We start from the raw sequence: 23131 nt of genomic DNA, 5'->3' as shown, positions 1-23131 counted from the left end.
CAGCCTATCAACCATCTCGTAATCCCGGTACGCCCTCATCTAGCCGCTGCTACAGGGTTTCACCACACACGTGGCGTGCAGCTGCTTCGCGCAACGCAGCAATCTGCGCGCTCGGATCACCCTTATAAACCGCACTTCCGGCAACGAATGTGTCTGCCCCGGCTTCAGCCGCAATCCCGATAGTGTCAGCGCTAATCCCGCCGTCTACCTGCAGCCATAAATCAAGCCCCAACCGTTTTTTTGCCTCCGCAAATTGCCGCAGTTTTGGCATCATATCCGGCATAAAAGCCTGCCCGCCAAAGCCAGGCTCCACCGTCATCACCAGCACCATATCAAACTCTGGCAGGAGTTCCAGGTATGGTTCTGCCGCGGTTCCTGGCTTTAACGCGATACCTGCCCGCGCCCCAATCTGTCGCAGCCGGCGGGCAAGTCCGACCGGATCAGCTGCCGCCTCGGCATGAAAAGTCACAGATGCAGCCCCCATCTCGGCGTATCCGGGAGCCCAACGGTCAGCGTCAGAAATCATCAGGTGCACATCAAGCGGCAGCGGCGATACCGCCTGAATCCGCTCCACCACCGGCGGCCCGAAGGTGAGGTTCGGCACGAAATGGTTATCCATCACATCCACGTGCACCAAATCTGCGGTGGCTATCCGCTGCAGCTCTGTTTCTAAATTCACAAAGTCTGCGGACAGAATACTCGGGTGAATGCGCTGTGTTGTTGCCATACTCAAAATTTTAGCGCGATTTAAGGCTTAGACGCAGCAGTATCTGCCGCGATCTTTTCCGGCATCAGTTGGAAGCCACGCACCGTGAGATACAGCGCAAAGAACACCCAAATTATGGCGAGCATTAGCGCCAGGTGGTTAATTGAGATGAACGCCAAAACCGCGGCGGTAATGCTGAGCCCAATCGGGCTCGCGACCTGACTCACCGCCATAAACAGACTAAAGGCACGGCCTCGCACCTCAGCGGGCACCAGCGCTGTAACCAGGGTGTTCTGCAGTGGCGTCCCGACACCGCTGCCGAAGCCCGCAATCAGCATGCCCGAAATCACCGCCACCGGACTGTCAAGCAGTGCCATCAGCAAGAAACCGACACTGTAAAACAGCATTGTCAGCGCCCATGCCCAGCGCGGCCGTACCACAATCTTGCCGGCAATAATACTGGTAACCATAATACCCACCGCAAACGCGCTCATCGCAAGCCCGTAAAGCTCCGGCTGCGAACGTGCCTTAAACGCGGCCGGTAACAGCACAACGAGATACGGGCTAACAAGCGCCATCGCCAGCAGGGCATCAAGCGCGAGCAGCCGAATCAGCGAGATCGACAACACCTTGCGCCAACCTTTAAAGCCACGGTACTGCTCTCGCTCCGCCGCGTCAGGCGCGGTGGCCGGGGCGAGGCGCAGCAGCATCGTGCACAGCGCCGCGAGCAGGGAGCAGGCTGCGGTGATCCACAGTACCTGCCCAAGCGGCAAAACCGCCATCATCACTCCAGCCAGCGCGGGACCAACCAGCATGCTCACGGCACTCAGCGCGTTATTGTAACCGGAGACTGTCGCCACGCTTTTACCGGTTGTGGTGGCAACGTCGCCGATCAGCGCCGCGCGAGCTGACATCCCGGGAATATCGCCTACTGCGCCAAGAATCCCAATGATTACGAACAGCGTCATCGTCAGCCCGATGGTGCTGTCTACCAGAATCACCGCGAGCACCGACAGCCCGGAGATGATGTCTGACACGATTGACATCGGTTTACGCCCCAACAGATCAATGAGGTTGCCCCCGAAATAAGCAAAAATCAGCGTCGGTACCGCAATCAGTGCCGCCACGAGTCCGGCGGCCGCGGGGTCACCGGTGCGGTCGAGCACCAGCCACGGCCACACAATCATCGCGATGGAGTTGCCGAGCATTGAGAGCCCTGATGCGGAAAGATACCACCACAGCGCACTCGGATGCCGCGGTGGGGTCTCGGACTGCGTCAATGCCGCTGCTTCTGATTTTGATGTTGTCATGTTTTCCTCTTAAAAATTTTGTTGGTGGATCAAGCCACCCGATGCAATCACACTGGCGCCAACAACCAGACAGGAGAACCGGGAAACAGCTAGCTACGCTGCAGCAGCGCGATAAACATTGCGTCTGTGCCGTTAGCGTGCGGCCACAGCTGCAGGGTAGATCCACTATTTACAGTTGTTGCGGTGTCGCCCACAATTGTGTTTTCACAAATAATTGCGGTGTCTTGCTCTTGGATTGCTGCGAACACAGCCGCTGTGTCTAGCAATCGCAGCTGCTCATCGCGGCGCAATAGTCTTTGCACTACGGCTTTGGTTTCTGCCAGGTGCGGTGAGCAAGTGACGTAAGCCAGCACACCTCCGGCCGCAAGCTGTGATGCTGCCTGCTGTAACAGCTGCTCCTGCAATTTTACCAGGGCAGGAATGTCTCCTGGTTGTTTACGCCATCTGGCTTCGGGGCGCCGCCGCAAGGCACCCAGCCCAGAGCAGGGGGCATCCACAAGGATGCGGTCAAAAAGCTGTTCACCGAATGCGGCCGCAGTGGTGCCGTCGTGGTTCACCACAGTGGTGTGAGCAACCGCCGCGCTCCCTGCTTCGGCCACGGCCCGCTCCACGAGTTTTGCGCGGTGCGGCGCCACCTCGTTGGCGCGCAGTGAGATTCGCCGCGGTGTCGCAGCGGCTGCGAAAGCTGCCAGCACCGCGGTTTTACCCCCCGGGCCGGCGCACAAATCTAGCCAGGTTTCAGTGTCGGCGAGTGGTTTTGCCGCGATTAAAGTTAGGGCTGCGAGCTGCGATCCCTGGTCTTGCACTCGGGCGGTGACGCCGGCCGCTGCAAGCTGTTTAATAACGCTAGCTGGCTGCATTCCGCTGAGCGCAACGCCATACGGACTGGGTCCGCTGGGGCTGAGATGCTCTGGTATGGCTGCGAGCGCTTTCTCCCGCAAGAGCGTTGCAGAAAACTCAGCAGCAAACGCATTAGCGGTGACATCACTGGCGGCAGTTGCAGGGGCATCATCCGTGAGGGCATCTTTATCTGTGGCACCAAACCCACGCGGCAACAACATCAGCTGCACCTGCGGCGGTTCATTATCAGCGGCTAACAGTTCTTCTAGCTGCTCAGCGCGGCCCGCAGATTTCAGCGCGTCTCGCAACGACCGCACAATCCACTCCGGGTGGCTGTGCCGCACGGCGAGGGTCTGATCCACGCTCCTGCCAGCGATAATCTCCGTCTCCCAGCCAGCGAGCGACCGTTTACTGATTTTGCGCAGCACCGCGTTCACGAAACCCGCGGCTTTCGGGTTCGCCACCAGGCGCTGCAACTCCACGGTCTCGTGCAGTGCCGCATGCTGGGGCACCCGCATCCCCAAAAGTTGATGCGCTCCAAGGCGCAGCACTCGCAGGGTTCGGGCGTCAATTTCTGCGGTGTCGCGCCCTGCTGCGGCGCTAATAATCGCGTCGTATTTACCCTGCAACCGCAGTGTTTGCGACACCAACTCGGTCACAAACGCTGCGTCCCTGCCGCTCAGTTTTTGTTTGTGGATCCGCGCCTGCAATGCCAGGTTTGCGTAGGCGTCGCGATCTGCAACATCGCGCAGCACATCGTATGCCAGCAGCCGGGTTGCCGCTACTTTATTAGCCATTTAGTTCCGCCTTTGCGCCGCGACCACGCAACCAATCACTGCCCTGCATCGCTTTCTTCCCTGCCTGTTGCACGAGCGGCGCAAGCACTGCTCCCGCGCCGCAAGCAATCAGCATCTGTTTTTCCCAAATAATCGCTTCGCCCGGTTTTAACGGCTGTGCCAGACGCGCAAACCGCTGCTGTTGTTCCACCGTGAGCGGCTGCAACTGCACCAGTTTCAGCGCGGCGCCCTCGAACTCGACGTAGGCTCCGGGCTCTGGGGTCACCCCCGCCCAGCGCGCTAGCACTGCGGCAGCTGGCTGCGCGAAATCAAGCAGGCCGTCGGTGCGCTGCAGTTTATGCGCGTAGCTAACCTCCCCCTGCTGCGCGGTGCCCGCGGCGGGATTCGCAGCAAGCTCATCAAGAGCCTTAAACACAGTTGTGGATCCCGCAGCAGCCATCTCCTGCAGCACCTCTCCGGCGCTCTGCCCAGGTGTTGCCTGATAGCTGTCACGCGCCACAATGTCTCCGGCGTCAAGCTCCGCGACCAACCGGAAAACGTCAATCCCGATGGTGGTTTCACCCGCCATCAGGGCGCGCTGCACCGGCGCGGCGCCGCGCCAGGCAGGAAGCGCAGAAAAGTGCAGGTTGATCCACCCCAAGCGTGGTGTTTGCAGCAGCTCCTCGCGCAGCAGCGCACCGTAAGCCACAACCACGCCAATGTCTGGCTGCAATTGCCGTACCCAGGTGGTTGCTTCGTCGTCGAGCCGGTTTGCTTTCAAAGTGGGGATGTCGTGGGCTGCGGCAAGCTCCGCAACCGGTGACTGGGTTAGCACGCGCTTGCGCCCCTGCGGCGCATCAGTGCGGGTGAGCACCCCCACGACCTGATGTGCGGGGTGTTGTATGAGGGCCGCGAGTGTCGGCAGCGCCACTGCCGGGGTGCCCGCAAAAACAATTCTCATCTGTTATCAATTCTCTCTCGTCGAGGCTGCTGCAAGCAACAGCTAAAGCACGGTCTGCTGCGGCGCGCGCGGCTCATCAAAAATACTGCGATCATCAAATTTTACCCGTAATCCGCTGCGCATTTTGGGGTTTGGTCGAGATTTTGTGGGCGTTATCCGCCCCGCCGCCACAGCTAGAATCTGTCCGCGCAGCACCTTCGCAACCTCCGCAGCAGCACGGTAACTACACCGCACAACTGCTCGCCAGGTGCCGTCACCGAGCGGCACCGGGTCGAGCGCATCGCACTCGGCAATCTCTGCGAGCGCCGTAAGCGCCGCCTGCACATCGGCGCGCTGCCCGCTCACCGCCGCAACCCGCACCATCGGCGGATACCGCAGCTCTTGGCGTTCGCGTAGTTCACCCTGCAGCCACTGCTCCGCGGTGCCGCGCAGCAGCGCAGTAACCACTGGTCCGGACCCACTAGCCAGCAGGCACACCGCCTGTGGCCCTGCTTTAGCGGCAGCGTTTTCCCACCAGCGGAGGCAGTCCTCTGCGGCGTGCAGGGTGGGGATCTGCAGCAGCCTCTCGGCGTCTAACAGCACGACCGAGCTGTAACCTCCGGCGGCGAGCGGCTCCGCCCCCACCGTCGCCACCACGATGGCGCTGCGCGCATCCACTCGCGTCACAATATTTTCGCCATCAGCAACAATAATCCGATACCCGCGCAGCTGCTGCTGCAACCGTTCCGCAGTCATTCTGGTTCCCGGGGCAGCCAGGTGCGCGGTTTTGCCGTGACAGTTATTGCAGCGCCACTGCATTACCGGTTCCAGGCACCACAGGCACTGCAGCTTCCCGGCGGTTTGCGGCGCTCCCAAAGGTCCGCTACAGCGCCCACACACCGCACGGCTGCGGCAATCTTTGCAGACCACGGCGCTGGCGTATCCGGGTTTTGCCACCTGCACTAGCACTGGCCCGGTTTCTGCCGCCTGCCGGATGAGCCGTAAAGCGGCCTCCGGGATCCGCCCCGCAAATTCGTCTCCCTGCACGTGCATCGCAGCGTGCCTGATTTTGGTGCGGTGCACCGGGTGCGGCTGCGGCTGCAAATAGCCGAGGTCAAGCAACCGCTGGATTTCGCCGGAGCGGCTGTGGCCGAAAAATAACAGCCCGCAGGATTCTTGTTTCTGCCGTTGCAGCGCCGCGTCTCGCGGATGCACATAGGGCGCGAGTGGCTCCGCGAGTAGCGGGTCTGCTTCGTCCCACATCACGATTGCGCCGAGGTTCGCCGCCGGCGCATACACCGCCGAACGGTTGCCGATAATAATGCGCGGGGTGCCGCTGAGCGCCTGCAGGTAGTTGCCGAAGCGTTTCTCGGCGGATTGTTTCGCGTCGAGCCGCACCAGTGCATCCGCCGCCGGCCCGAGAGCCACGGTAAGCGCGGCGCTGAGCTGCTCCAGATCGCGCCAGTCTGGCAGGCAAATAATCACCGATTTTCCGGCTGCCAAAACCCTGCTCGCGGTTGCCGCAAGCGTCACGGCCCAGTTTCCGACCCACTCATCGCTGGCGAGCCGCGCCATCGAGTGCGCTGCGGTGTAGGCCAGCTTTTCGCCGGCCAGTAGCTTCTCGGCGAGCGCTTCAGGGTTATAGTTTGGCAGTTGATGGATCTGCCCGCCCGCAAGCATTTCTGCCCCGTCTGTGGCAGCAATCCGGGCGTTGAGCTGAGCTATTGCCGTCTCCGCTGCTGCCGCTGTTTGCGGCAGTTCGATGAGGTATTTGCGCTCTGCCCGGGCGTGCCGGGTGGGAATCGCGAGTCTTAAAATGTCGCAGGCGCTGCCAGCTGCCCGGTCTGCGAGGTTTTGCGCCAGCTCCCACAGCTGTGGGGTGAGCAGCGGCACTTCACCGACGAGAGCGTCGATTATCGCCAGCTCGCCGCCGTAACTGCTGTGCTGGGCGAGCTCCACCACCCACCCGTAGCTGCTGCGCTGTTTACCCCGCAGCGGCACTTTGACGCGCATGCCCTGTTGAATTTGGGCGGCTAAGCGTTCTGGGATAGCGTAGTCAAAAACGTGTGCGAGCTGTGGTAGGCGGGTATCCAGCAGCACTTTTGCGACGCGCGGCTGCCGCCGCGGCGCGGGTGAGAGCTGCTCAGACATCTGGTTTCCTGTGGGTTATGCGGATACGGGGCGCGATGCGGGCCGAGCGCGGAGACGAGCGCGAAAACGAGCGCGGAGACGAGTTTAGCGCGGTCTCGGCCTAACTCGATTCGGGACTACAGCGTGGATACCGGGCAGATATGGCAAGGGCGCCGATTAGCCAGTAATCGACGCCGCTGTGAAAGCCCAGAAATTATGCCTGATCGGTTGAGAGCTCGAGTTTGCCTTCGGCAATCTCGTGCAGTGCAATAGTCAGTGGCTTGTCGTCAACTGAGCAGTCAACGAGCGGGCCAATGTTTTCGTACAGCTTGCCGTCGTGCAGGTCTGAGTAGTAGTCATTGATCTGCCGTGCACGCTGCGCCGCGAAGGTCACGAGAGAGTATTTTGACTCTACCTGCTTCAGCAGCTCGTCGATTGACGGATCAATAATGCCGTTGTTGCCTGACATATAAGCCTCCTAGTATTAACTTGCTTATTATATCTAACTGCGGCGTTTTCCGCCAGGCAACATCGGAGTTACAGCCCTTGCCGCACCACCGCGCTGCCGCGGGATGTTGCGATCCGCACCCAGTTGCCGTGACGCAGTAGCCGCGCGTTTTCTGCGCCCTCTAAAAAGCCAAGGTGAGCGAGGGCGAAAGCAGCTCCCGCTGGCACTCCCGGCAGCATCGGGGCACCCCACACCTCGGCCCGCAGCGAGTTCACAATCGCTTGGCCAGGCGCCGTGGGCAAAGCTGCGGCGATTCGCGCTGCGCCCTGCTGCGCCACCTGCTGCAGTGAGCTGGCTGCGATTTGCCCCTCCGCTTGCCAGCCACCAAGCGGTGCGGTGACTCCCGCCCAACTTGCGGTGGTGGCTGCCGGCGGCAGCTGCATGACGTTTGCTCCGGTGCGCTGTAAGTGGGCAAGGCGCTCGTTTAGCGCGGCTAGGGGATAAACCTCGTTCAGCACCAGCTCCGGTTGCGGCGACTCCGGCGACTCCGGCGACGACAGCCCGAGGCGCGGCCCTGATTCCGCAGCCTCAGCGTTCACCCGCACCCGATATGCCTTTTCGGCAAGCACCGTGGGGGTCTTATCAAGCAGGCTTTCCGGCGCGAGCAAAGCTCCGGCAAACACCGCGCTGACTCCACCGCCGTGGCGCACTACTTGCACTAGCACCCGATCCACCTGCGCATTTTGCAACCGTGCCAAATACACTTTTAAATCCGGCACAGCGTTGGCGTCTAACAGCATAATACTTTTGGGCACGCAGCAAGTTTACCGGCTGCACCGCTACACTGGGAAACAGTTTTACCCCTTTTTCAGGAGCTTCACACATGTCTAACACCTCACTGTCTGAGCTGCTCACGGTGGCATCGCAGCGCGCCCGCACTACCCACGATATTTTTGTGGGCCAGGCTCACCCAACAGCTTCCGGACGCAGCTTCGGCGGGCAAATCATGGGGCAGGCAGCCTACGCTGCGGGTGCCACGGTGGATCCGGATCGTGAGCTACACTCCCTGCACGGGTATTTTTTGCGCCCCGGAGTTGCCAGCGCCGCAACCACTTTCGAGGTAGACAGTGTTTTCACCGGGGGCTCTTTCGCCACCCGCCGCGCACAGGCGTTCCAAAACGGCGAAACCATCATGTCGCTGATCGCGTCTTTTCAGCGACCCGCCGAGCAGCCAGGTTTTGCTGACACCCTCAACATGCGTGAGATTCCCGAGCCACAGCAGCTAGCGAGTTTGAGCGACACCTATCAGCATTTAGCGGCGGATCACGATGCGAGTTTCATCCTGCAGCGGCCGTTCGAGTTTCGCTATGTCGACAGCGACGTGTTTACCACGGTTGCCGCGACTAAGGCTTCGCAGCGGGTGTGGCTAAAGACGGTATCTCCTCTGCGCGGCACCCAGCTTTTGCAAAAGGCCGCGCTCACGTTTGCCAGCGACTATATGTTTATTGAGCCGGTGCTGCGCGGCTATGGTGTGCCGTGGACAGCTCCTGGATTGAAGGTCGCGAGCCTTGATTTAGCAATCTGGTTCCACACCGAGGTTAACGTTGATGACTGGCTGCTTTACGACCTGCGCTGTGTGCATGCCGCTGGTGGCCGCGCCCTCACGCAGGGCAGGTTCTTTAATCAGGCAGGTGAGCTGGTGGCGAGCTGTGCCCAGGAGGTGATGGTGCGACTGCCGGGTAACACCGGGCCCCGCAGCGGGCTAGCAGCGGGCACCCACGCCGCGAGTCCTGGCGCCCAGGGCTCGCACCGCGCCCGTACCGACGCAGCAAACACTAATGCCTTGCGCGCGGGGGCAGCAGCATGAGTGAGCTTAATTACGAGGTAATCGCCGGCAACCCAGAGCGGGTAACGGTATTTTTGCACGGTCTAATGGGGCGCGGTAAGAACTTTTTACAGAACGCCAAGGCACTAACAGCCACCACAACCGCGATTTTGGTGGATCAGCCCAACCACGGCGACAGCGCCTGGACCACAGAATTTTCTTACCAGCAGATGGCTGATGCGGTTGCTGCTCTGCTCAGGCGGCTGTCGGAGGTGCAGCGGGTTGGGAAAGTACACCTGGTGGGCCACTCGATGGGCGGCAAAACCGCAATGATGCTGGCGCTGTTACACCCGGAGCTGTTACACAGCCTCACTGTCGTAGATATTTCTCCCACTCCTGCCGCCGGCACTGCTCCTTTTAACAGCCTGTTGGGGCCGCTGTTGCAACTTGATTTGATGTCGCTGCGCACCAGGCGCGAAGCTCACGACCAGCTGCAAGCGGCGATTCCCGATGACACCATGCGCAATTTTTTGCTTGCCAATCTTGTCAAGCAGCCGAGTTCTTTCCGCTACCGTTGGCTCGCTAACGTCCGGTTGCTGTTTAATTCCCTGCCGCAGATTGTTGGTTTCGAGCCTCCTACGGCGACCTCTTTTTCAGGCCCGGTGCTGTGGCTTGCCGGCAGCGACTCGAACTACGTCAAGCAGAGCGACCTGCCCTTGATGAGCTCGCTGTTTCCGGATGTGATTCCGGTCGCTGTGCCCGGGGCTGGGCATTGGGTGCATGCGGATCAGCCCGCCGAGTTTGAGCGCCTTGTGCGCGAATTTATCACGGCTGAGGCATAGCCGCTCGCGGTTTTAGCGCCCGAGTTTCAGCGGCGCATCTTGCCACTGTGCGGCGAGCTCGCGTCCTGCGGCATCGAGTCGTTCAGGCCGCATAGTCTCACCGTTTACTATCACCACTGTGGTTATGGCGCGCGCCACTACGGGTTTTTCGGGCAGTGAGTTGTCTGTGATTTCGTAGTGCAGTTCGAGGCTGGAGCCGCCGAGTTTCCCTATCCACATGGCCACGGTGACGGGATGTTCTGAGTACCCTAGGATTCGCAGAAATTCGATGTGTTGCGCAGCAACCAACATTTTCGGCCCGGCGGGGTCGTTGCCACGAAAATACCCTTCGAGCCCGGTTTTTTCGCGAGCTGTGCCGAGCCAAAAGACACGCACCCGCGCTTCTTCGAGGTAGCGCGCGAAGGTGACGTTGTTGATGTGTCCGTAGGCATCCTGGTCTGAGCCCCACCGCATTTCAATGTCTACGTGTATTCTCGCCATGTTCCTTGCAGTCTCCTGTGTTTTGCGCCGCTGCGCCGCTGTGCGTCACTCAGTGTATCTCAGTGCTCTCAATCCGCCAAAACATAACTCAGCACCGCTAAGCGCCACTGAATATCGCTCGGCACCGCCAAGGACACCAACCAATACCGTTAAGCAAAGCGCGACCGGGTTTTACCCCGGCCGCGCTTGTGACTCTTAGCCGCGTGTCAGTTTGCGGTATGTCATGCGTGACGGCTTTGCCGCGTCAGGGCCGAGACGCTCAATCTTGTTCTTCTCGTAGCCCTCGAAGTTACCCTCGTACCAGTACCAGCTGGCTGGGTTTTCTGCGGTGCCTTCATATGCCAGGATGTGGGTTGCAACGCGATCCAGGAACCACCGGTCGTGGGTAATCACAACGGCACAGCCCGGGAACTCCAGCAGCGCATTTTCGAGGCTTGCGAGGGTTTCCACATCAAGGTCGTTGGTTGGCTCGTCAAGCAGCAGCACGTTGCCGCCCTGCTTCAGAGTGAGCGCCAGGTTCAGACGGTTGCGCTCACCGCCGGAGAGCACACCGGCTGGTTTTTGCTGGTCTGGGCCTTTAAAGCCGAAGCTTGACACATACGCCCGAGACGGAATCTCCACGTTGCCGACCTGAATAAAATCGAGCCCGTCTGAAACCACTTCCCACACTGTTTTTTGTGGATCAATCCCGGCGCGGCTCTGATCAACGTAGCTGAGTTTCACAGTTTCGCCGATTTTGAGTTCGCCGGCGTCGAGTGGCTCGATGCCCACAATGGTTTTAAACAGGGTTGATTTACCGACACCGTTCGGGCCGATAATACCGACGATACCGTTGCGTGGCAGAGAGAAGTCTAGCCCGTCAATCAGCACGCGGTCGCCGAAACCTTTGCGCAGGCCTTTGGCTTCGAGCACCACGTTACCGAGGCGCGGCCCCGGCGGAATTTGAATCTCTTCGAAGTCGAGCTTGCGAGTGCGCTCAGCTTCCGCAGCCATTTCTTCGTAGCGTGCCAGACGCGCCTTTGATTTTGCCTGACGACCCTTCGCGTTAGACCGCACCCACTCTAGTTCCTCTCGCAGGCGCTTTTGCAGTTTGGCGTCTTTACGCCCCTGCACCTCCAGCCGCTCGGCTTTCTTTTCGAGGTAGGTGGAGTAGTTACCCTCGTACGGGTAGAGGCGGCCACGGTCGACTTCGGCGATCCACTGCGCAATGTTGTCAAGGAAGTAGCGGTCGTGGGTAATCGCGATTACAGCGCCGTGATATTTAGCGAGGTGCTGCTCTAGCCACAGCACACTCTCCGCGTCGAGGTGGTTTGTGGGCTCGTCGAGCAGCAGCAGGTCTGGTTTTTCGAGCAGCAGTTTACACAGCGCAACACGGCGCTTCTCACCGCCGGAGAGGTGTTTTACTACCTCGTCTGAAGGTGGGCAGCGCAGCGCGTCCATAGCTTGCTCCAGCTGGTTATCGAGATCCCAACCGTCGAGGGCATCAATCTGCTCCTGCAGCTCACCCATTTCCGGCAGCAGCGCATCATAGTCTGCGTCTGGGTTAGCCATTTCCATGCTGATTTCGTTGAAGCGATCGATTTTTGCTTTCAGATCAGCAACACCCTGCTGCACGTTTTCCAGCACGGTTTTTTCTTCGTCAAGCTCTGGCTCCTGCATCAGAATCCCGACGCTGTAACCAGGGGTCAGCATTGCTTCGCCGTTTGACGGTGTATCGAGCCCCGCCATAATCTTCAGGATGGTTGATTTACCGGCACCGTTCGGGCCAACCATACCGATTTTGGCGCCCGGGAAGAACGACATTGTCACATCATCGAGGATAACTTTGTCGCCGTGCGCTTTGCGCGCCCGCACCATTTGGTAAATGTATTCTGCCATGTTGCGCTCTTCTCTTAAATCGCTTTTTTCTCCCTCTAATCTTATGGCATTGCGAGAAGGACCGCTGCTACCTGCTTGTGGCTTGTCGCAGCATTTGCAAACTTGCCACAGTCAGAATTAGGCACCAAATCAGGACAGTGCCCAGGAGAATTACAAGACCCAATGGCTGCAACTGCAACCAAGCACTACCCAGCCACATAACTAACCAAATCAAGCCGCACGCGAGCAGCGCTTCAAGCGCCACAGCAAAGAGGGCAGCACCGCTTAATTTGCTGCTGCTTTGCGCCAGAACCTCATATTTAAATCGTGTTCGTTCGCGCTGCAGCCCAAAGCGGATACGCACTGCTAAAAACAGCAGATAGAGGAAAAATATCACCACTAACAAAGTCATTGCACCGGCAGGCAGCAACGTCTCCAACACCGCTTGCGAGAGCGTAAACTTCTGGCTCACTTCGCTTAGCCACTGCAACACCTGCGCCAACTGCGCCAACAGTATAGCAACCGCCGCCGCGCTGGCCGCACACACTGCCGCCAAAAACACCAGCGTTCCCCGCGATCCGATGACGCTCGCTGGCCGTGTCTTACCTCGCATTGCGCTAAACATAATGCCGAGGGCCAAAACTGCTGCTGCCATACACACCGCGGTAAACAATCGATTATCTGGTGTAGAAATCAGAATCGCAGCACAGCCGCTGAGACTCAAAACCGTAATTCCCACCGCAACTTCGCTGACTGCCCACCTCAGCCGCATGGTTTTCGACCATCCTAAAAGCGCTAATAGTTGCTGCCCTCTGACGCTTTGCGGTCTGACCAGCAAGGCAACCAAAAACACCCCGCCCAGCATCAACGCAAGCAGCATTTTTCCAACGTTCAAAGACACGGTTTTAAAAGTTTGCGCCGTCCACACGTCAGTGCCGGTGACGGTTAAATCCTGGGCGACCCAGCCTAAATCTGCAATTTCTTGTGCCCCGTTTGGGTCTGTCACACCGTATGCATAACCTGGAACATACATCGGGACGGTTTGTTTACTAGCGCCACTGACAATCACCGCGTTGAGCCCCAACGCGCGAAGCTGTGTCGCGACCCGGTCAATTTCCAGCTGCGCCTGTTCCCGCGGGAGTTCAGAAATTCCACCAACTCGCACGCGCACCGCATTTACCACCTCATCTTGGGTGAAATGTGCGGCAGCACTTAATGGCACTATCACGTTAGGGCTCTGTGCTACCAGCCCCAGCCCGTGCAGATCCGGGTGTAGTTCAGCCATAGTTTCTTGCATCCGCAGTGGGTTATGTTCGTACAACCCGAGGGGCACATATCCCGCCTGCTTGCCGTCAAAAATTTGTGGTTGATAGGTTCCCACTTCAAAATGGGCTGCGCCCTGCTTATCGAATGCACCGATGCTGATTTCTGTTTCTGTAGCGTCACGATAAGTTCTGATTTCACCTGGTAGTTTGCCTTCTGGCACGTATTCGGGGCTAAAATTCGTGCCCACGGGCGCGGCAAAACCGAATGTTTGCACTTTAAACACAGTGTGTCCGTCTGCGCTATCGTCTTGCCGTAATTGCAGCGGCCCCACTTTCATTGCGGAGTAGTATCCGCCGTAACTCAGTGCAAAGGCAGGGTCTACATCAGCCACGACTCCGGGCCAGGGCACGACAAAGCCGAAATCCCCGAAAGGCCGCATTTGCTCGCCTAGATCAACCGTTGTTTCGCCCACGGTGTGCTCACCCTGCGGCGTTACCTGGGTAATTACGGTTTTGAAGCTGAGCGGCGGATAGCTTGCGGTGTTTCGCAGGTATGGCACTAAGGGGTTTTCCATCCCTAACCCACCGTATAGGGCCGAAGGCAGCCTAGTTTCATCTCCGGTCAAGGCCAGCAATTGTTGGGCCCAGTCAGTGTCGGTTTCTAGCGCTGCCAAAAAAGCTGCCGCTGTCGCTGCGGGCTGCGCGGCGAGGATATTCTCTGCGTCTTGCAGTTTTTGCATCTCGGCAGCGAGTTCTGGGGGTAATAGTTGTTGCTCCGCTTGTGGATCAACCGCCACCACGGTGGTGTTAGCGATTGGCATCAGCGAAGTAAGCACGGTGAGACCATTTTGGTGCAGCATTGCGCTGTGCTGCACGGTAGGGTCTTGCAGGTTAATGGTTTTGATACCGTGTTCCGCAGCTCGCAGCGGCGTTGCGTCACTTGGTTTGGTCTGATTCCATCCTTGTGAGTCAATTATTATCTTCAGCTGCGAGCTGTGGTTTACCCGCTGCGAGACGCCATCATCACTGAGTTCGATGAACTGCAGTTGCAGTTCTAGCGTCGGATTGGCGGTGATTACGTCGTATGGAATGAACACCAGCGGCCATTTTTGGTTATTGTTTTGAGTGCCGATGTATCCGATTGGTGCTGCGACTTCGACGCCTGCAGTTTGTCTTATTTGCGCGAGTTGCTCGGCGCTAATTGTTGGCGCAGCGACCCCGGCGTAGTTTGGTTCGACGAGGTTTAATCCGTATTCGTTGGTGCCGATATTTACTGCTTCACTAAAATTCTGATGTGTGACTAGAATGTCATAGCTACCACGCCACAATCTGTCGATGGTGGTTTCACTAGTGCTGATTGTGACATTAACGATTGTTTGCACCAGCAGCATTAATATGCCCAACATGCTTAAGGCAATGTTTACTGGCTTATTAAGTCTTGGTTTTGCTTTAGTTTGCATCAGAGTTGTACTTTCTCGTCAGCAATGTCTAACAGCACTGCATCGTGCGTTCCGAGAATTACCGCGCTGCCGGTAGCTTTAGCTGTTAGTAAAAGCTGCGCTACTTTTTCGGCGTTAACTATATCGAGTGCTGATGTTGGTTCATCTAATATCAGTATCGGAGGTTGTTTTGCCAGTGCCCTAACAAGGGCGACACGCTGTCTTTCCCCGCCCGACATGTGTTTTGGGGTTCTGCGCAGGTATTCTTCAAGACCTAAATTAGACAGCATTTCCTGCGCCACTACCGCAGTCGCCCCCCCCTACTAACACGTTACGCAATACTGAAAGTTCGTCAAACAGCGTTGTTTCCTGCGGCAGGTAACCTATTTTTTCGCGTCGCAGCCGCTGTTTTTCGCGTTTGGGCATGCGGTTCACGTCTTTGTTAAACCAGCTAACTGTGCCGCTGTCAGGTGTTCTAAGCCCGTAGCAGAGCTGCAGCAGAGAGCTTTTCCCCGAGCCGCTGCGGCCAGAAAATACTGTGATTGTTCCGGGAGCTATTTCCAAAGATAACTCGGGCAACAGCTCTATACGTTTTCCGTTAACACGGTAACCATAATTGAGGTTTTTAATTTCAAGTAAATTTTCTGCGACTGTGACCATCTTCGCTCCCAGACCACTACGTAAAATTACTAAGAATTTAACATAAATGAAAATCAGAAATCAATTGTCATAGCTGCCACGCGCCAACTATACTCACCAGTCAATCGGGCGTGTTTGCCCGATTAGGCACTGCCCAGGGTCAGCGCCAACCACCGGGGCCCTGTCGGTAACATAGTCTCGCGCTGCGCGCCCGACCTGCGCAATCAAACACTCATCCCCGAAGCGCACGGACAGAAATAGAGAATCCGCATCTAGGTTGATTTTAGTTTTATCGTAGCTCACCTGCATATCTGACTTGATGAACCCCGCGTCAGAGAAAGTATTAACCATCGCTTCCCCGGTTAGCGGCTGATCTGACTCAGCATACTCCTTAGTGATGCGCACAAAATAAGGCTCGTTATCCGCCGCCGAACCGTTTCTGACGTACAGCGCGGTGTCATCAATCTCTTGACTTTCCCGTGCTGCAGGAGCCGGCGCTAACGCTTGCTGCACCTGTGCACAGCCTCCCAGCAGCAAAGACAGAGCGGCACAGGAAACTAGCGCTAAAGGAGTTTTCTTCATGCTCCCATTTTATTTAGTATGGCTTAAACTCCGCTGCGAGCACAGAGGGGCAGCGGGCCACGCATGAAGACAGTGAAATAACATAGATTTCACCTGCCCTCACACACAGCCACGCTGCCCGGCAACTGCTGCTGCAGCTACGCTGCTGCTGGCGCTGCCCAACTGGCTTGCTCAACCTGCGCCAGCGCGGCAAGGTCACTCGCCTCTCCGGGTTGCGACTCGCTGCCAGCCGCACTCTTCGCAGCATACTCTTTCTTAGTAAAAGCAGAAGTGCCGAAGCGCAAATCGTGCCCGACGCCCTCAGCATCGATATCAACGCTATAACCGTTACGACCCTCCGCGGTCTCCCATTGCCTGACTCGCAGCTTGCCAGTAACCACAATGCGGTCTCCTTTGCGCAGTGACATCACCACGTGTTCTCCGAGTTCCCGACTGGCATTAACACTAAACCAGTTAGTGCTACCCTCAACCCACTGCCCGGTAGCACGGTCTAGGCGGCGTTCGTTCGCAGCCAGCCGGAAGCTCGCTTTGCTACCTCCGTTGTCAAAAGTGGTGAGCTTTGGCACGGTAGCTACAGTGCCAATAATTGTTGCGTGTGCTGACATTTGATACTCCTTACATCTATCCTTGCAGTGATTTGTTAATCACTAACCCTAGTCTGACGAGCACCGACAGCACGCAACGCAAAAATTAAGAGGCTGTGTAAAACACCCAGTAACAGATGTTTTACACAGCCCCAATATAATAATCAGTTGCGGCGCTGCGTCCCCAAAGCATACACCGTCAAGCGCACAGCCCGACCAGAACGCGCCGCACCGCAAGTGCGCCGGCAGCGACCGCGGCAGGCTACTTCAAGTACTGACTAAAAGCCGCCCGCACCTTATTAACCTTCGGAACCGCAACCGCCAAACAGTATCCCTGCTCGGGGTTCTTGGCAAAAAAGTTCTGATGATACTCTTCCGCCGGATGAAACTCGGTCAAATCTTCCAGGGTTGTGACTGGATCGCCGTCCCAAATCTCCGCCGCCCGCTCAAGCGCCGCGGTAAACTCCTCGCGCTGCTGCTGATCCGCCACAAACATCGCTGAGCGATACTGTGTACCCACGTCATTTCCCTGACGGTTCAGCTGGCGGGGGTCGTGCATCGTGAAGAAAGCATCCAAAATCACCTCTGCCGGAATCACCTCATCATCAAAACGCACCAGCACGGCCTCTGCGTGCCCGGTCTCCCCCGTGCACACCGCCTCATAGTTAGGGTCCGCCAGGGTGCCGCCAGCATATCCACTAACCACCTCGGTCACCCCGCGCAATGCCCGGAATGCTGCATCCAAACACCAGAAGCAACCCCCAGCTAACACATACTCACGCTCAGCCATTTTGCCACCACTCACTCTCCGCCGTCGCCGGCATATTCCGTTTATGCTGTGAAACTAAAAACCGTTTTTCAATGTTTGCCGCAGCTGCCGAGTCAATCTCTTCGCCTCGCAGGTAAGCATCAATTTCTTGATAGCTTACTCCCAAGCTGCTCTCATCTGTCTGCCCCGGTGCCCCGTCAAGCAGATCCGCGGTGGGAACCTTCTGCCACAGCGCAGCCGGTGCCCCGAGATACTCCAAAAGCTGCGCCCCCTGCGACTTTGTGAGCCCCGCAAGCGGCATCAAATCAGCTGCGCCGTCACCGTGTTTCGTAAAGAAACCGGTTACCGCCTCGGCAGCGTGATCAGTTCCCACCACTAGGCAGCCGCTATCCCCCGCAATCGCATACTGAGCTGTCATCCGCACCCGGGCTTTCACATTACCCTTGTTAAAGTCAGTCACCGCCCCGAAATCATGCCCGAGCTCAGCAACTAAAGCGTCAACACTGCTCTTAATATTCACTGTGACAGTGCGATCCGCAGCGATAAAACGCAAAGCTGCCTGCGCATCTGCCTCATCAAACTGCTCTCCGTACGGCAAACGCACCGCAATAAACTCCGCGTCATGCCCGGCTTCCCGCACCTGCTCTACGGCCAGCTGACAGAGCCGCCCCGCGAGGGTTGAATCCTGCCCGCCAGAAATTCCCAACACCAACCCGCGTGCGCCGCTAACTCGCAGGTATGAGGTGATGAAATCTAGCCGGCGCGTGACTTCTGCGGCGGCATCAATCTGCGGTTTCACGCGCAGCTCGGAGATAATCCGCTGTTGTAAATTCGGCCCCATGTTGCGGTTTCCCTTCACAATAACTTCAATACTGACTGTGCGATTACAAAATCGCTCCCGCGCCGAGCAGCGCCTTAATTTCACTGATAATGTCGGCTCCCACTCGCACCCGCTGATGCAGTTCGAAAATTCGCACTGTACCGGAGTCATCGAGCAATTCTAACTGCACCTCGCTGGCGCCCTCGTATCGTTGCAAAACAACCAACAGTTTTTCACAAACTTCAACAGTAGCCCTGCGGGAATGTAATTGTAGCCTCAGCACCGGCGCCGCCTCGACGTTAGCGGTGTCAATAGTGGTTACGCTGTATGCGTGCATTGCCACTCCGTCATCGCGCTGATTTAAGCGACCGCGAATCGCGACAACCTGGTCTGCGGCAAGCTTGTGTGCGTTTTCGCCGTAAGAGTTACCCATAAACAGCACCTGCATTTCGCCGGAAAAATCTTCCAACAGCACTTTGCCATACTGCTTCCCTGCTTTCGAGGTAGCGTGCTCAACTTTGGTCAAGAGCCCCGCAAGGGTAACGGTTTCACCGTCCACTTTTTCAGCTTCCAGCAGCTGGCCAACGGTGTGGCTTGACTCTTTGGTGAGGGCGTATTCAAGGCCTTTTAGCGGATGGTCGGAAACATAGAGCCCGAGCATGTCCCGTTCGAAGGCGAGTTTGTCACGCTTGGTGTACTCTGGAAGCTCTGGAATGTCATTGTCGATAGCGGTCTCGGGGGCTGCCGAATCCGCAAACAGTGAATCAAAATCGAAGCCGATGTTGCCGCTTTCCTGATTGCGTTTGTCGCGCAGCGCCTGATCGATCAGCTGCTCGTGTGCTTCCACAAGCGACCGCCGGGTGTGCCCAAGACCGTCGAACGCGCCGGCTTTAATCAGCGACTCGATAGTGCGCTTGTTGAGCACACTCGCGGGAACCTTCTTCAGGAAGTCTTTAAATGAATCAAATTCTCCCGCTTCCTGCCGCGCCGCGATGATGCCGGCCACCACGTTTTCACCGACGTTACGAATCGCACCCATGCCGAAGCGAATATCAGCGCCAACCGCGGCAAACATTGACATTGACTCGTTCACGCTCGGCGGCAAAACCTCGATGCCCATACGGCGGCACTCGTTGAGGTACAGCGCCAGCTTGTCTTTGTCTTTGCCACCGACGCTGGTCAGCAGTGCTGCCATATACTCGGCGGGATAGTGCGCTTTGAGATATGCCGTCCAGTAGCTGATAACACCGTAAGCGGCAGAGTGCGCCTTGTTAAAAGCGTAGTCAGAAAACGGCAGCAAAATATCCCACAGCGTTTTAATCGCGGCCTGCGAGAAACCACGCTCCAGCATGCCACCGGAGAAGCCCTCAAACTGTTTGTCGAGCTCCTCCTTTTTCTTCTTACCCATCGCGCGGCGCAAAATATCTGCCTGCCCTAGGGAGTAACCTGCAACCCGCTGTGCAATCGCCATCACCTGCTCCTGATAAATAATCAGGCCATAGGTTGTGTCTAGAATATCCGCGAGCGGCTCGGCCAACTCCGGATGAATCGGCGTGATTTCCTGCAAGCCGTTTTTACGCAGCGCATAATTAGTGTGTGAATCAGCTCCCATCGGGCCAGGGCGATACAGTGCCAAAACCGCTGAAATATCCTCGAAGTTATCAGGCTTCATCAGCCTGAGCAGCCCGCGCATCGGGCCGCCGTCGAGCTGAAACACGCCGAGCGTGTCACCGCGCGCCATCAGCTCATAAGATGCTTTATCATCAAGCTCCAGCACTTCCAGATCAAGTTCTTCACCGCGGTTGTGTTTAATGTTTTCGAGGGCGTCAGAAATAATCGTGAGGTTTCTCAGCCCCAAGAAGTCCATCTTTATGAGCCCCAAGCCTTCACAGGTTGGGTAGTCAAACTGGGTGATGATCTGCCCGTCTTTTTCGCGCATCATCATCGGGATAATGTCGATAAGCGGATCGCTAGACATGATTACCCCGGCCGCGTGGACGCCCCACTGCCGCTTCAACCCTTCGATGCCGCGTGCCGCATCAAACACCTGCTTAGCTTCCGCGTCAGTTTCTAACAGGGTGCGAATCTCAGCCGCTTCTTTGTAGCGCGGGTGTGCCGGATCCACAATTCCAGACAGTGGAATATCTTTGCCCATCACCGCTGGCGGCATCGCTTTGGTAAGCTTCTCCCCCATGCTGAACGGGAAGCCCAAAACCCGCGAGGCATCTTTCAGGGCCTGCTTCGATTTGATATTGCCGTAGGTGACAATCTGCGCCACCCGCTCATCGCCGTACTTTTCGGTAACGTACTGAATCACTTCGCCCCGCCGTCTATCGTCGAAGTCGACGTCGAAGTCAGGCATGCTGACACGGTCTGGGTTCAGGAAGCGTTCGAAGATGAGACCGTGCTCAAGTGGATCAAGGTCGGTAATACGCATTGCATAGGCGGCCATTGAGCCCGCGCCCGAGCCACGGCCCGGACCGACGCGGATGCCGTGATCCTTCGCCCAGTTGATAAAGTCAGCAACCACCAGGAAGTATCCCGGGAAGCCCATCTGGGTGATAACCTGCACCTCGTATTCGGCTTGTTTGCGTACTGCGTCCGGCACCCCCTGTGGGTAGCGGTAGTTTAGCCCCCGCTCAACCTCTTTCACGAACCAGCTTTCTTCGCTTTCCCCCGGCGGAACCGGGTAGTTTGGCATGTAGTTCGCGCCCTGGTTAAATTCGGCGTTGCAGCGTTCGGCGATTAGTAAAGTGTTGTCGCAGGCTTCTGGCAGCTCCTTAAAGAGCGAGCGCATCTCAGCCGCGGTCTTAAGATAATACTGGTCGCCATCAAATTTGAAGCGGTTTGGATCCTGCAGCGTACTTCCTGATTGCACCGCGAGCAGCAGCTCATGGTCTGTCGCATCAGCCGCGTGAGTGTAGTGTAGGTCGTTGGTGGCGACCAGCGGTATCTGCATTTCTTTCGCGAGCCGCAGCAGATCTTGGGTGACACGGCGCTCAATTTCGAGGCCGTGATCCATCAACTCACAAAAGAAGTTTTCTTTACCGAAGATGTCCTGGAAGGTGGCCGCTGCTTCGCGGGCTTTATCGTACTGTCCCAGCCGCAACCGGGTCTGAATTTCGCCGCTCGGACAGCCGGTTGTGGCGATTAGCCCTTTACCGTAGCGCTCTAGCAGCTCCAAATCCATGCGCGGCTTAAAATAGTAGCCTTCGATGGAAGCATAACTGGAGAGCCGAAACAGATTGTGCATCCCACCGGTAGTTTCGGCGAGCATTGTCATGTGTGTGTAGGCGCCGCCACCAGACACATCGTCGCCGCCGCCGTTGCCCCAGCGCACGCGAGTGCGGTCACTGCGGTGTGTGCCCGGAGACAGGTAGGCTTCGGTGCCGATAATCGGCTTAATCCCAGCGTTTTTAGCCTGGCGCCAAAAGTCGAAAGCGCCAAAGACGTTACCGTGGTCAGTAATCGCGATTGCCGGCATCTCGGCAGCTGCCGCAGCGGAAACGAGTTCGCCGATTCGCGCTGCGCCGTCGAGCATTGAATACTCGGTGTGCACGTGCAGGTGGACGAATTCTTCCTTGGCCATCTTTTTCCTCACTGCTGTTGGCACAGCTTGCTAGCTGCTGAGAATTTCTAAGGCGCGCTCTAAATCGGCACTGTAGTCGGCGCTAAACATCACGCGCTCACCGCTGCCCGGGTGAGTAAATTCTATCTCATACGCGTGCAGCCATTGCCGTTCCAGCCCCAGCTGCGCCGCCATTTTCGGGTCTGCACCATAGGTCACATCGCCGACACACGGGTGATTGAGTGACGACATATGCACCCTAATCTGGTGGGTTCTGCCGGTTTCTAATCCCACCTCTAGCAGCGTCGCCGCCGGGAAAATTTCCAACGTTTCGTAGTGGGTTATCGCGTGTCTGCCATCGGCCGTCACCGCAAACTTCCACGCGGAGCGATTATCACGCCCGATTGGCGCATCAATCGTTCCGGCCAGTGGATCAGGGTACCCGTGCACAACGGTGTGGTATATTTTCCGCACCTCCCGCGCCTTGAACTGCCGTTTCAACTCAGCATAGGCGTACTCACTTTTAGCGACCACCATTAGCCCGCTGGTGCCCTGGTCTAGCCGATGCACAATACCTTGACGCTCCTCAGCGCCTGAGGTTGCGATGCTATATCCGAGCGCCGCGAGGCCGCCCAGCACTGTGGGGCCGTACCAGCCGTTTGAGGGGTGCGCCGCAACCCCTGGCGGTTTTGAGACCACCACCAGTTCGTCGTCATCATGCACGATTTTCAGCCCCGGAATAATCTCCGGCACCACGGTGGGCTCTGGTTTCGGCTGCCACCTGAGCATCAGTTCCTGGCCCGCGCTGAGCTTGTCGCTTTTCTTCAGCACCCGGTTGCCAATTTGCGCACCGTCTGCGGCGATTATCTCAGTCGCCCAGCTGCGGCTAACTCCGGTGAGCTGGGAAATAGCAGCGTCAATTCGCATCCCATCCATTTCTGGCGGCACAACAGTAAACAGCTGTGGCATTAGGAGTCTTCGCTTTCGTTCTGCTGCGGTGTTGCGGGATCTGTCACGACACGGCGCAGTGGCACATTTGTAATCAATAGCGCAATTGCTCCCAGCACCGCAAGCGTTAATCCGATATCGGCGACATTGTAAACGGCGGGCACCAGCCAGGGAGTGTGAATGAAATCGACCACGTGGCCGACTGCAAATCCCGGCGCCCTAAAGAGCCGATCGACAAGGTTTCCGGTGGTGCCGCCGAGCAGCAGCCCGATTACCACAGCCCAGCGCTTTGATTCGACATACCGGGCTTTCACCAGCACGGTGATTACCACGGCGGCGGCAATCAGGGTGAAAACCCAGGTA

The 23131-nt window shown here is 57.5% G+C and carries 21 protein-coding genes; 2 read left to right on the top strand and 19 right to left on the bottom strand.

The annotated features are described in order from the left end of the window. Positions 1-49: 49 nt before the first annotated feature. From rpe to F5897_RS06125, 7 genes are all read right to left on the bottom strand, one after another. The gene (gene rpe / locus F5897_RS06155) at positions 50-727 is read right to left on the bottom strand and encodes a ribulose-phosphate 3-epimerase (protein ID WP_183304874.1); all 678 of its coding nucleotides are present in this window, start codon (positions 725-727) and stop codon (positions 50-52) included. A 20-nt stretch (positions 728-747) separates the two neighbouring features. Continuing rightward, a complete protein-coding gene (locus F5897_RS06150) occupies positions 748-2016 on the bottom strand; it encodes an MFS transporter (RefSeq protein ID WP_183304873.1) in 1269 nt (422 codons plus the stop codon). 89 nt (positions 2017-2105) lie between these two features. Continuing rightward, positions 2106-3653, bottom strand: coding sequence for an RsmB/NOP family class I SAM-dependent RNA methyltransferase (locus F5897_RS06145; protein WP_183304872.1), 1548 nt, complete (start codon positions 3651-3653; stop codon positions 2106-2108). Continuing rightward, positions 3646-4593: a methionyl-tRNA formyltransferase gene (gene fmt, locus F5897_RS06140; protein WP_183304871.1), complete on the bottom strand. Its 948-nt coding sequence runs from the start codon at positions 4591-4593 to the stop codon at positions 3646-3648. The genes F5897_RS06145 and fmt overlap by 8 nt, the downstream gene beginning before the upstream one ends. 42 nt (positions 4594-4635) lie before the next feature. Further along, the gene (locus F5897_RS06135; RefSeq protein WP_183304870.1) at positions 4636-6723 is read right to left on the bottom strand and encodes a primosomal protein N' family DNA-binding protein; all 2088 of its coding nucleotides are present in this window, start codon (positions 6721-6723) and stop codon (positions 4636-4638) included. A gap of 193 nt (positions 6724-6916) precedes the next feature. Next, positions 6917-7171, bottom strand: coding sequence for a DNA-directed RNA polymerase subunit omega (gene rpoZ / locus F5897_RS06130; RefSeq protein WP_124823866.1), 255 nt, complete (start codon positions 7169-7171; stop codon positions 6917-6919). 68 nt (positions 7172-7239) lie between these two features. Then, entirely contained in the window at positions 7240-7965 is a 726-nt protein-coding gene (locus F5897_RS06125; RefSeq protein ID WP_183304869.1) for a DUF8185 domain-containing protein, read from the bottom strand. Between the two features lie 68 nt (positions 7966-8033). Here F5897_RS06125 and F5897_RS06120 point away from each other — a divergent pair, with 68 nt between their 5' ends. Beyond that, positions 8034-9017 carry an acyl-CoA thioesterase gene (locus F5897_RS06120; RefSeq protein ID WP_124823864.1) on the top strand — a complete coding sequence of 328 codons (984 nt, stop codon included), beginning with the start codon at positions 8034-8036 and terminating at the stop codon, positions 9015-9017. Next, positions 9014-9817, top strand: coding sequence for an alpha/beta fold hydrolase (locus tag F5897_RS06115; protein ID WP_183304868.1), 804 nt, complete (start codon positions 9014-9016; stop codon positions 9815-9817). The genes F5897_RS06120 and F5897_RS06115 overlap by 4 nt, the downstream gene beginning before the upstream one ends. Positions 9818-9829: 12 nt before the next feature. Here the strand turns inward: F5897_RS06115 and F5897_RS06110 are convergent, their stop codons facing one another. The 12 genes from F5897_RS06110 to F5897_RS06055 form a co-directional block, all read right to left on the bottom strand. Then, entirely contained in the window at positions 9830-10297 is a 468-nt protein-coding gene (locus F5897_RS06110) for an acyl-CoA thioesterase (RefSeq protein ID WP_183304867.1), read from the bottom strand. 195 nt (positions 10298-10492) lie between these two features. Beyond that, a complete protein-coding gene (gene ettA, locus F5897_RS06105; RefSeq protein ID WP_124823861.1) occupies positions 10493-12175 on the bottom strand; it encodes an energy-dependent translational throttle protein EttA in 1683 nt (560 codons plus the stop codon). Positions 12176-12242: 67 nt separating this feature from the next. Beyond that, positions 12243-14825: a hypothetical protein gene (locus F5897_RS06100; RefSeq protein ID WP_183304866.1), complete on the bottom strand. Its 2583-nt coding sequence runs from the start codon at positions 14823-14825 to the stop codon at positions 12243-12245. 53 nt (positions 14826-14878) lie between these two features. Continuing rightward, positions 14879-15160 (bottom strand): ATP-binding cassette domain-containing protein, encoded by a 282-nt coding sequence (locus F5897_RS06095; protein ID WP_183304865.1) that lies wholly within the window; start codon positions 15158-15160, stop codon positions 14879-14881. Beyond that, positions 15138-15518 (bottom strand): ATP-binding cassette domain-containing protein, encoded by a 381-nt coding sequence (locus F5897_RS06090; RefSeq protein WP_183304864.1) that lies wholly within the window; start codon positions 15516-15518, stop codon positions 15138-15140. The genes F5897_RS06095 and F5897_RS06090 overlap by 23 nt, the downstream gene beginning before the upstream one ends. Before the next feature lie 93 nt (positions 15519-15611). Next, positions 15612-16079, bottom strand: a complete 468-nt coding sequence (locus F5897_RS06085; protein WP_183304863.1) for a DUF6993 domain-containing protein — start codon at positions 16077-16079, stop codon at positions 15612-15614. A 137-nt stretch (positions 16080-16216) separates the two neighbouring features. Further along, positions 16217-16684 carry a single-stranded DNA-binding protein gene (locus F5897_RS06080; RefSeq protein ID WP_183304862.1) on the bottom strand — a complete coding sequence of 156 codons (468 nt, stop codon included), beginning with the start codon at positions 16682-16684 and terminating at the stop codon, positions 16217-16219. 241 nt (positions 16685-16925) lie between these two features. Next, positions 16926-17453, bottom strand: a complete 528-nt coding sequence (msrA, locus tag F5897_RS06075) for a peptide-methionine (S)-S-oxide reductase MsrA (protein WP_183304861.1) — start codon at positions 17451-17453, stop codon at positions 16926-16928. Further along, on the bottom strand, positions 17446-18273 hold the full coding sequence (gene nadE, locus F5897_RS06070) for an ammonia-dependent NAD(+) synthetase (RefSeq protein WP_183304860.1): 828 nt from the start codon (positions 18271-18273) through the stop codon (positions 17446-17448). Before nadE ends, msrA begins: the two co-directional genes overlap by 8 nt. Before the next feature lie 43 nt (positions 18274-18316). Beyond that, positions 18317-21841: a DNA polymerase III subunit alpha gene (dnaE, locus tag F5897_RS06065; protein ID WP_183304859.1), complete on the bottom strand. Its 3525-nt coding sequence runs from the start codon at positions 21839-21841 to the stop codon at positions 18317-18319. Between the two features lie 30 nt (positions 21842-21871). Then, entirely contained in the window at positions 21872-22789 is a 918-nt protein-coding gene (locus F5897_RS06060) for an RluA family pseudouridine synthase (protein ID WP_124823853.1), read from the bottom strand. Then, positions 22789-23131, bottom strand: a 343-nt coding sequence (locus F5897_RS06055; protein WP_183304858.1) for a signal peptidase II, incomplete at its 5' end; no start/stop codon positions are given. The genes F5897_RS06060 and F5897_RS06055, both read right to left, overlap by 1 nt.

The organism is Canibacter oris (genome assembly GCF_014197205.1).
Classification (GTDB): Bacteria; Actinomycetota; Actinomycetes; order Actinomycetales; family Microbacteriaceae; genus Canibacter; species Canibacter oris.
The sequence above is the reverse complement of the archived record's forward strand: the minus strand, read 5'-3'. Positions and strand labels throughout refer to the sequence as shown.

What these genes read in the sequence shown, in the direction of transcription:
- rpe (WP_183304874.1), bottom strand. Translation starts at nt 727, where the DNA reads ATGGCAACAACACAGCGCATTCACCCGAGTATTCTGTCCGCAGACTTT.
- F5897_RS06150 (WP_183304873.1), bottom strand. Translation starts at nt 2,016, where the DNA reads ATGACAACATCAAAATCAGAAGCAGCGGCATTGACGCAGTCCGAGACC.
- F5897_RS06145 (WP_183304872.1), bottom strand. Translation starts at nt 3,653, where the DNA reads ATGGCTAATAAAGTAGCGGCAACCCGGCTGCTGGCATACGATGTGCTG.
- fmt (WP_183304871.1), bottom strand. Translation starts at nt 4,593, where the DNA reads ATGAGAATTGTTTTTGCGGGCACCCCGGCAGTGGCGCTGCCGACACTC.
- F5897_RS06135 (WP_183304870.1), bottom strand. Translation starts at nt 6,723, where the DNA reads ATGTCTGAGCAGCTCTCACCCGCGCCGCGGCGGCAGCCGCGCGTCGCA.
- rpoZ (WP_124823866.1), bottom strand. Translation starts at nt 7,171, where the DNA reads ATGTCAGGCAACAACGGCATTATTGATCCGTCAATCGACGAGCTGCTG.
- F5897_RS06120 (WP_124823864.1), top strand. Translation starts at nt 8,034, where the DNA reads ATGTCTAACACCTCACTGTCTGAGCTGCTCACGGTGGCATCGCAGCGC.
- F5897_RS06115 (WP_183304868.1), top strand. Translation starts at nt 9,014, where the DNA reads ATGAGTGAGCTTAATTACGAGGTAATCGCCGGCAACCCAGAGCGGGTA.
- F5897_RS06110 (WP_183304867.1), bottom strand. Translation starts at nt 10,297, where the DNA reads ATGGCGAGAATACACGTAGACATTGAAATGCGGTGGGGCTCAGACCAG.
- ettA (WP_124823861.1), bottom strand. Translation starts at nt 12,175, where the DNA reads ATGGCAGAATACATTTACCAAATGGTGCGGGCGCGCAAAGCGCACGGC.
- F5897_RS06100 (WP_183304866.1), bottom strand. Translation starts at nt 14,825, where the DNA reads ATGTTGGGCATATTAATGCTGCTGGTGCAAACAATCGTTAATGTCACA.
- F5897_RS06090 (WP_183304864.1), bottom strand. Translation starts at nt 15,518, where the DNA reads ATGGTCACAGTCGCAGAAAATTTACTTGAAATTAAAAACCTCAATTAT.
- F5897_RS06085 (WP_183304863.1), bottom strand. Translation starts at nt 16,079, where the DNA reads ATGAAGAAAACTCCTTTAGCGCTAGTTTCCTGTGCCGCTCTGTCTTTG.
- F5897_RS06080 (WP_183304862.1), bottom strand. Translation starts at nt 16,684, where the DNA reads ATGTCAGCACACGCAACAATTATTGGCACTGTAGCTACCGTGCCAAAG.
- msrA (WP_183304861.1), bottom strand. Translation starts at nt 17,453, where the DNA reads ATGGCTGAGCGTGAGTATGTGTTAGCTGGGGGTTGCTTCTGGTGTTTG.
- nadE (WP_183304860.1), bottom strand. Translation starts at nt 18,273, where the DNA reads ATGGGGCCGAATTTACAACAGCGGATTATCTCCGAGCTGCGCGTGAAA.
- dnaE (WP_183304859.1), bottom strand. Translation starts at nt 21,841, where the DNA reads ATGGCCAAGGAAGAATTCGTCCACCTGCACGTGCACACCGAGTATTCA.
- F5897_RS06060 (WP_124823853.1), bottom strand. Translation starts at nt 22,789, where the DNA reads ATGCCACAGCTGTTTACTGTTGTGCCGCCAGAAATGGATGGGATGCGA.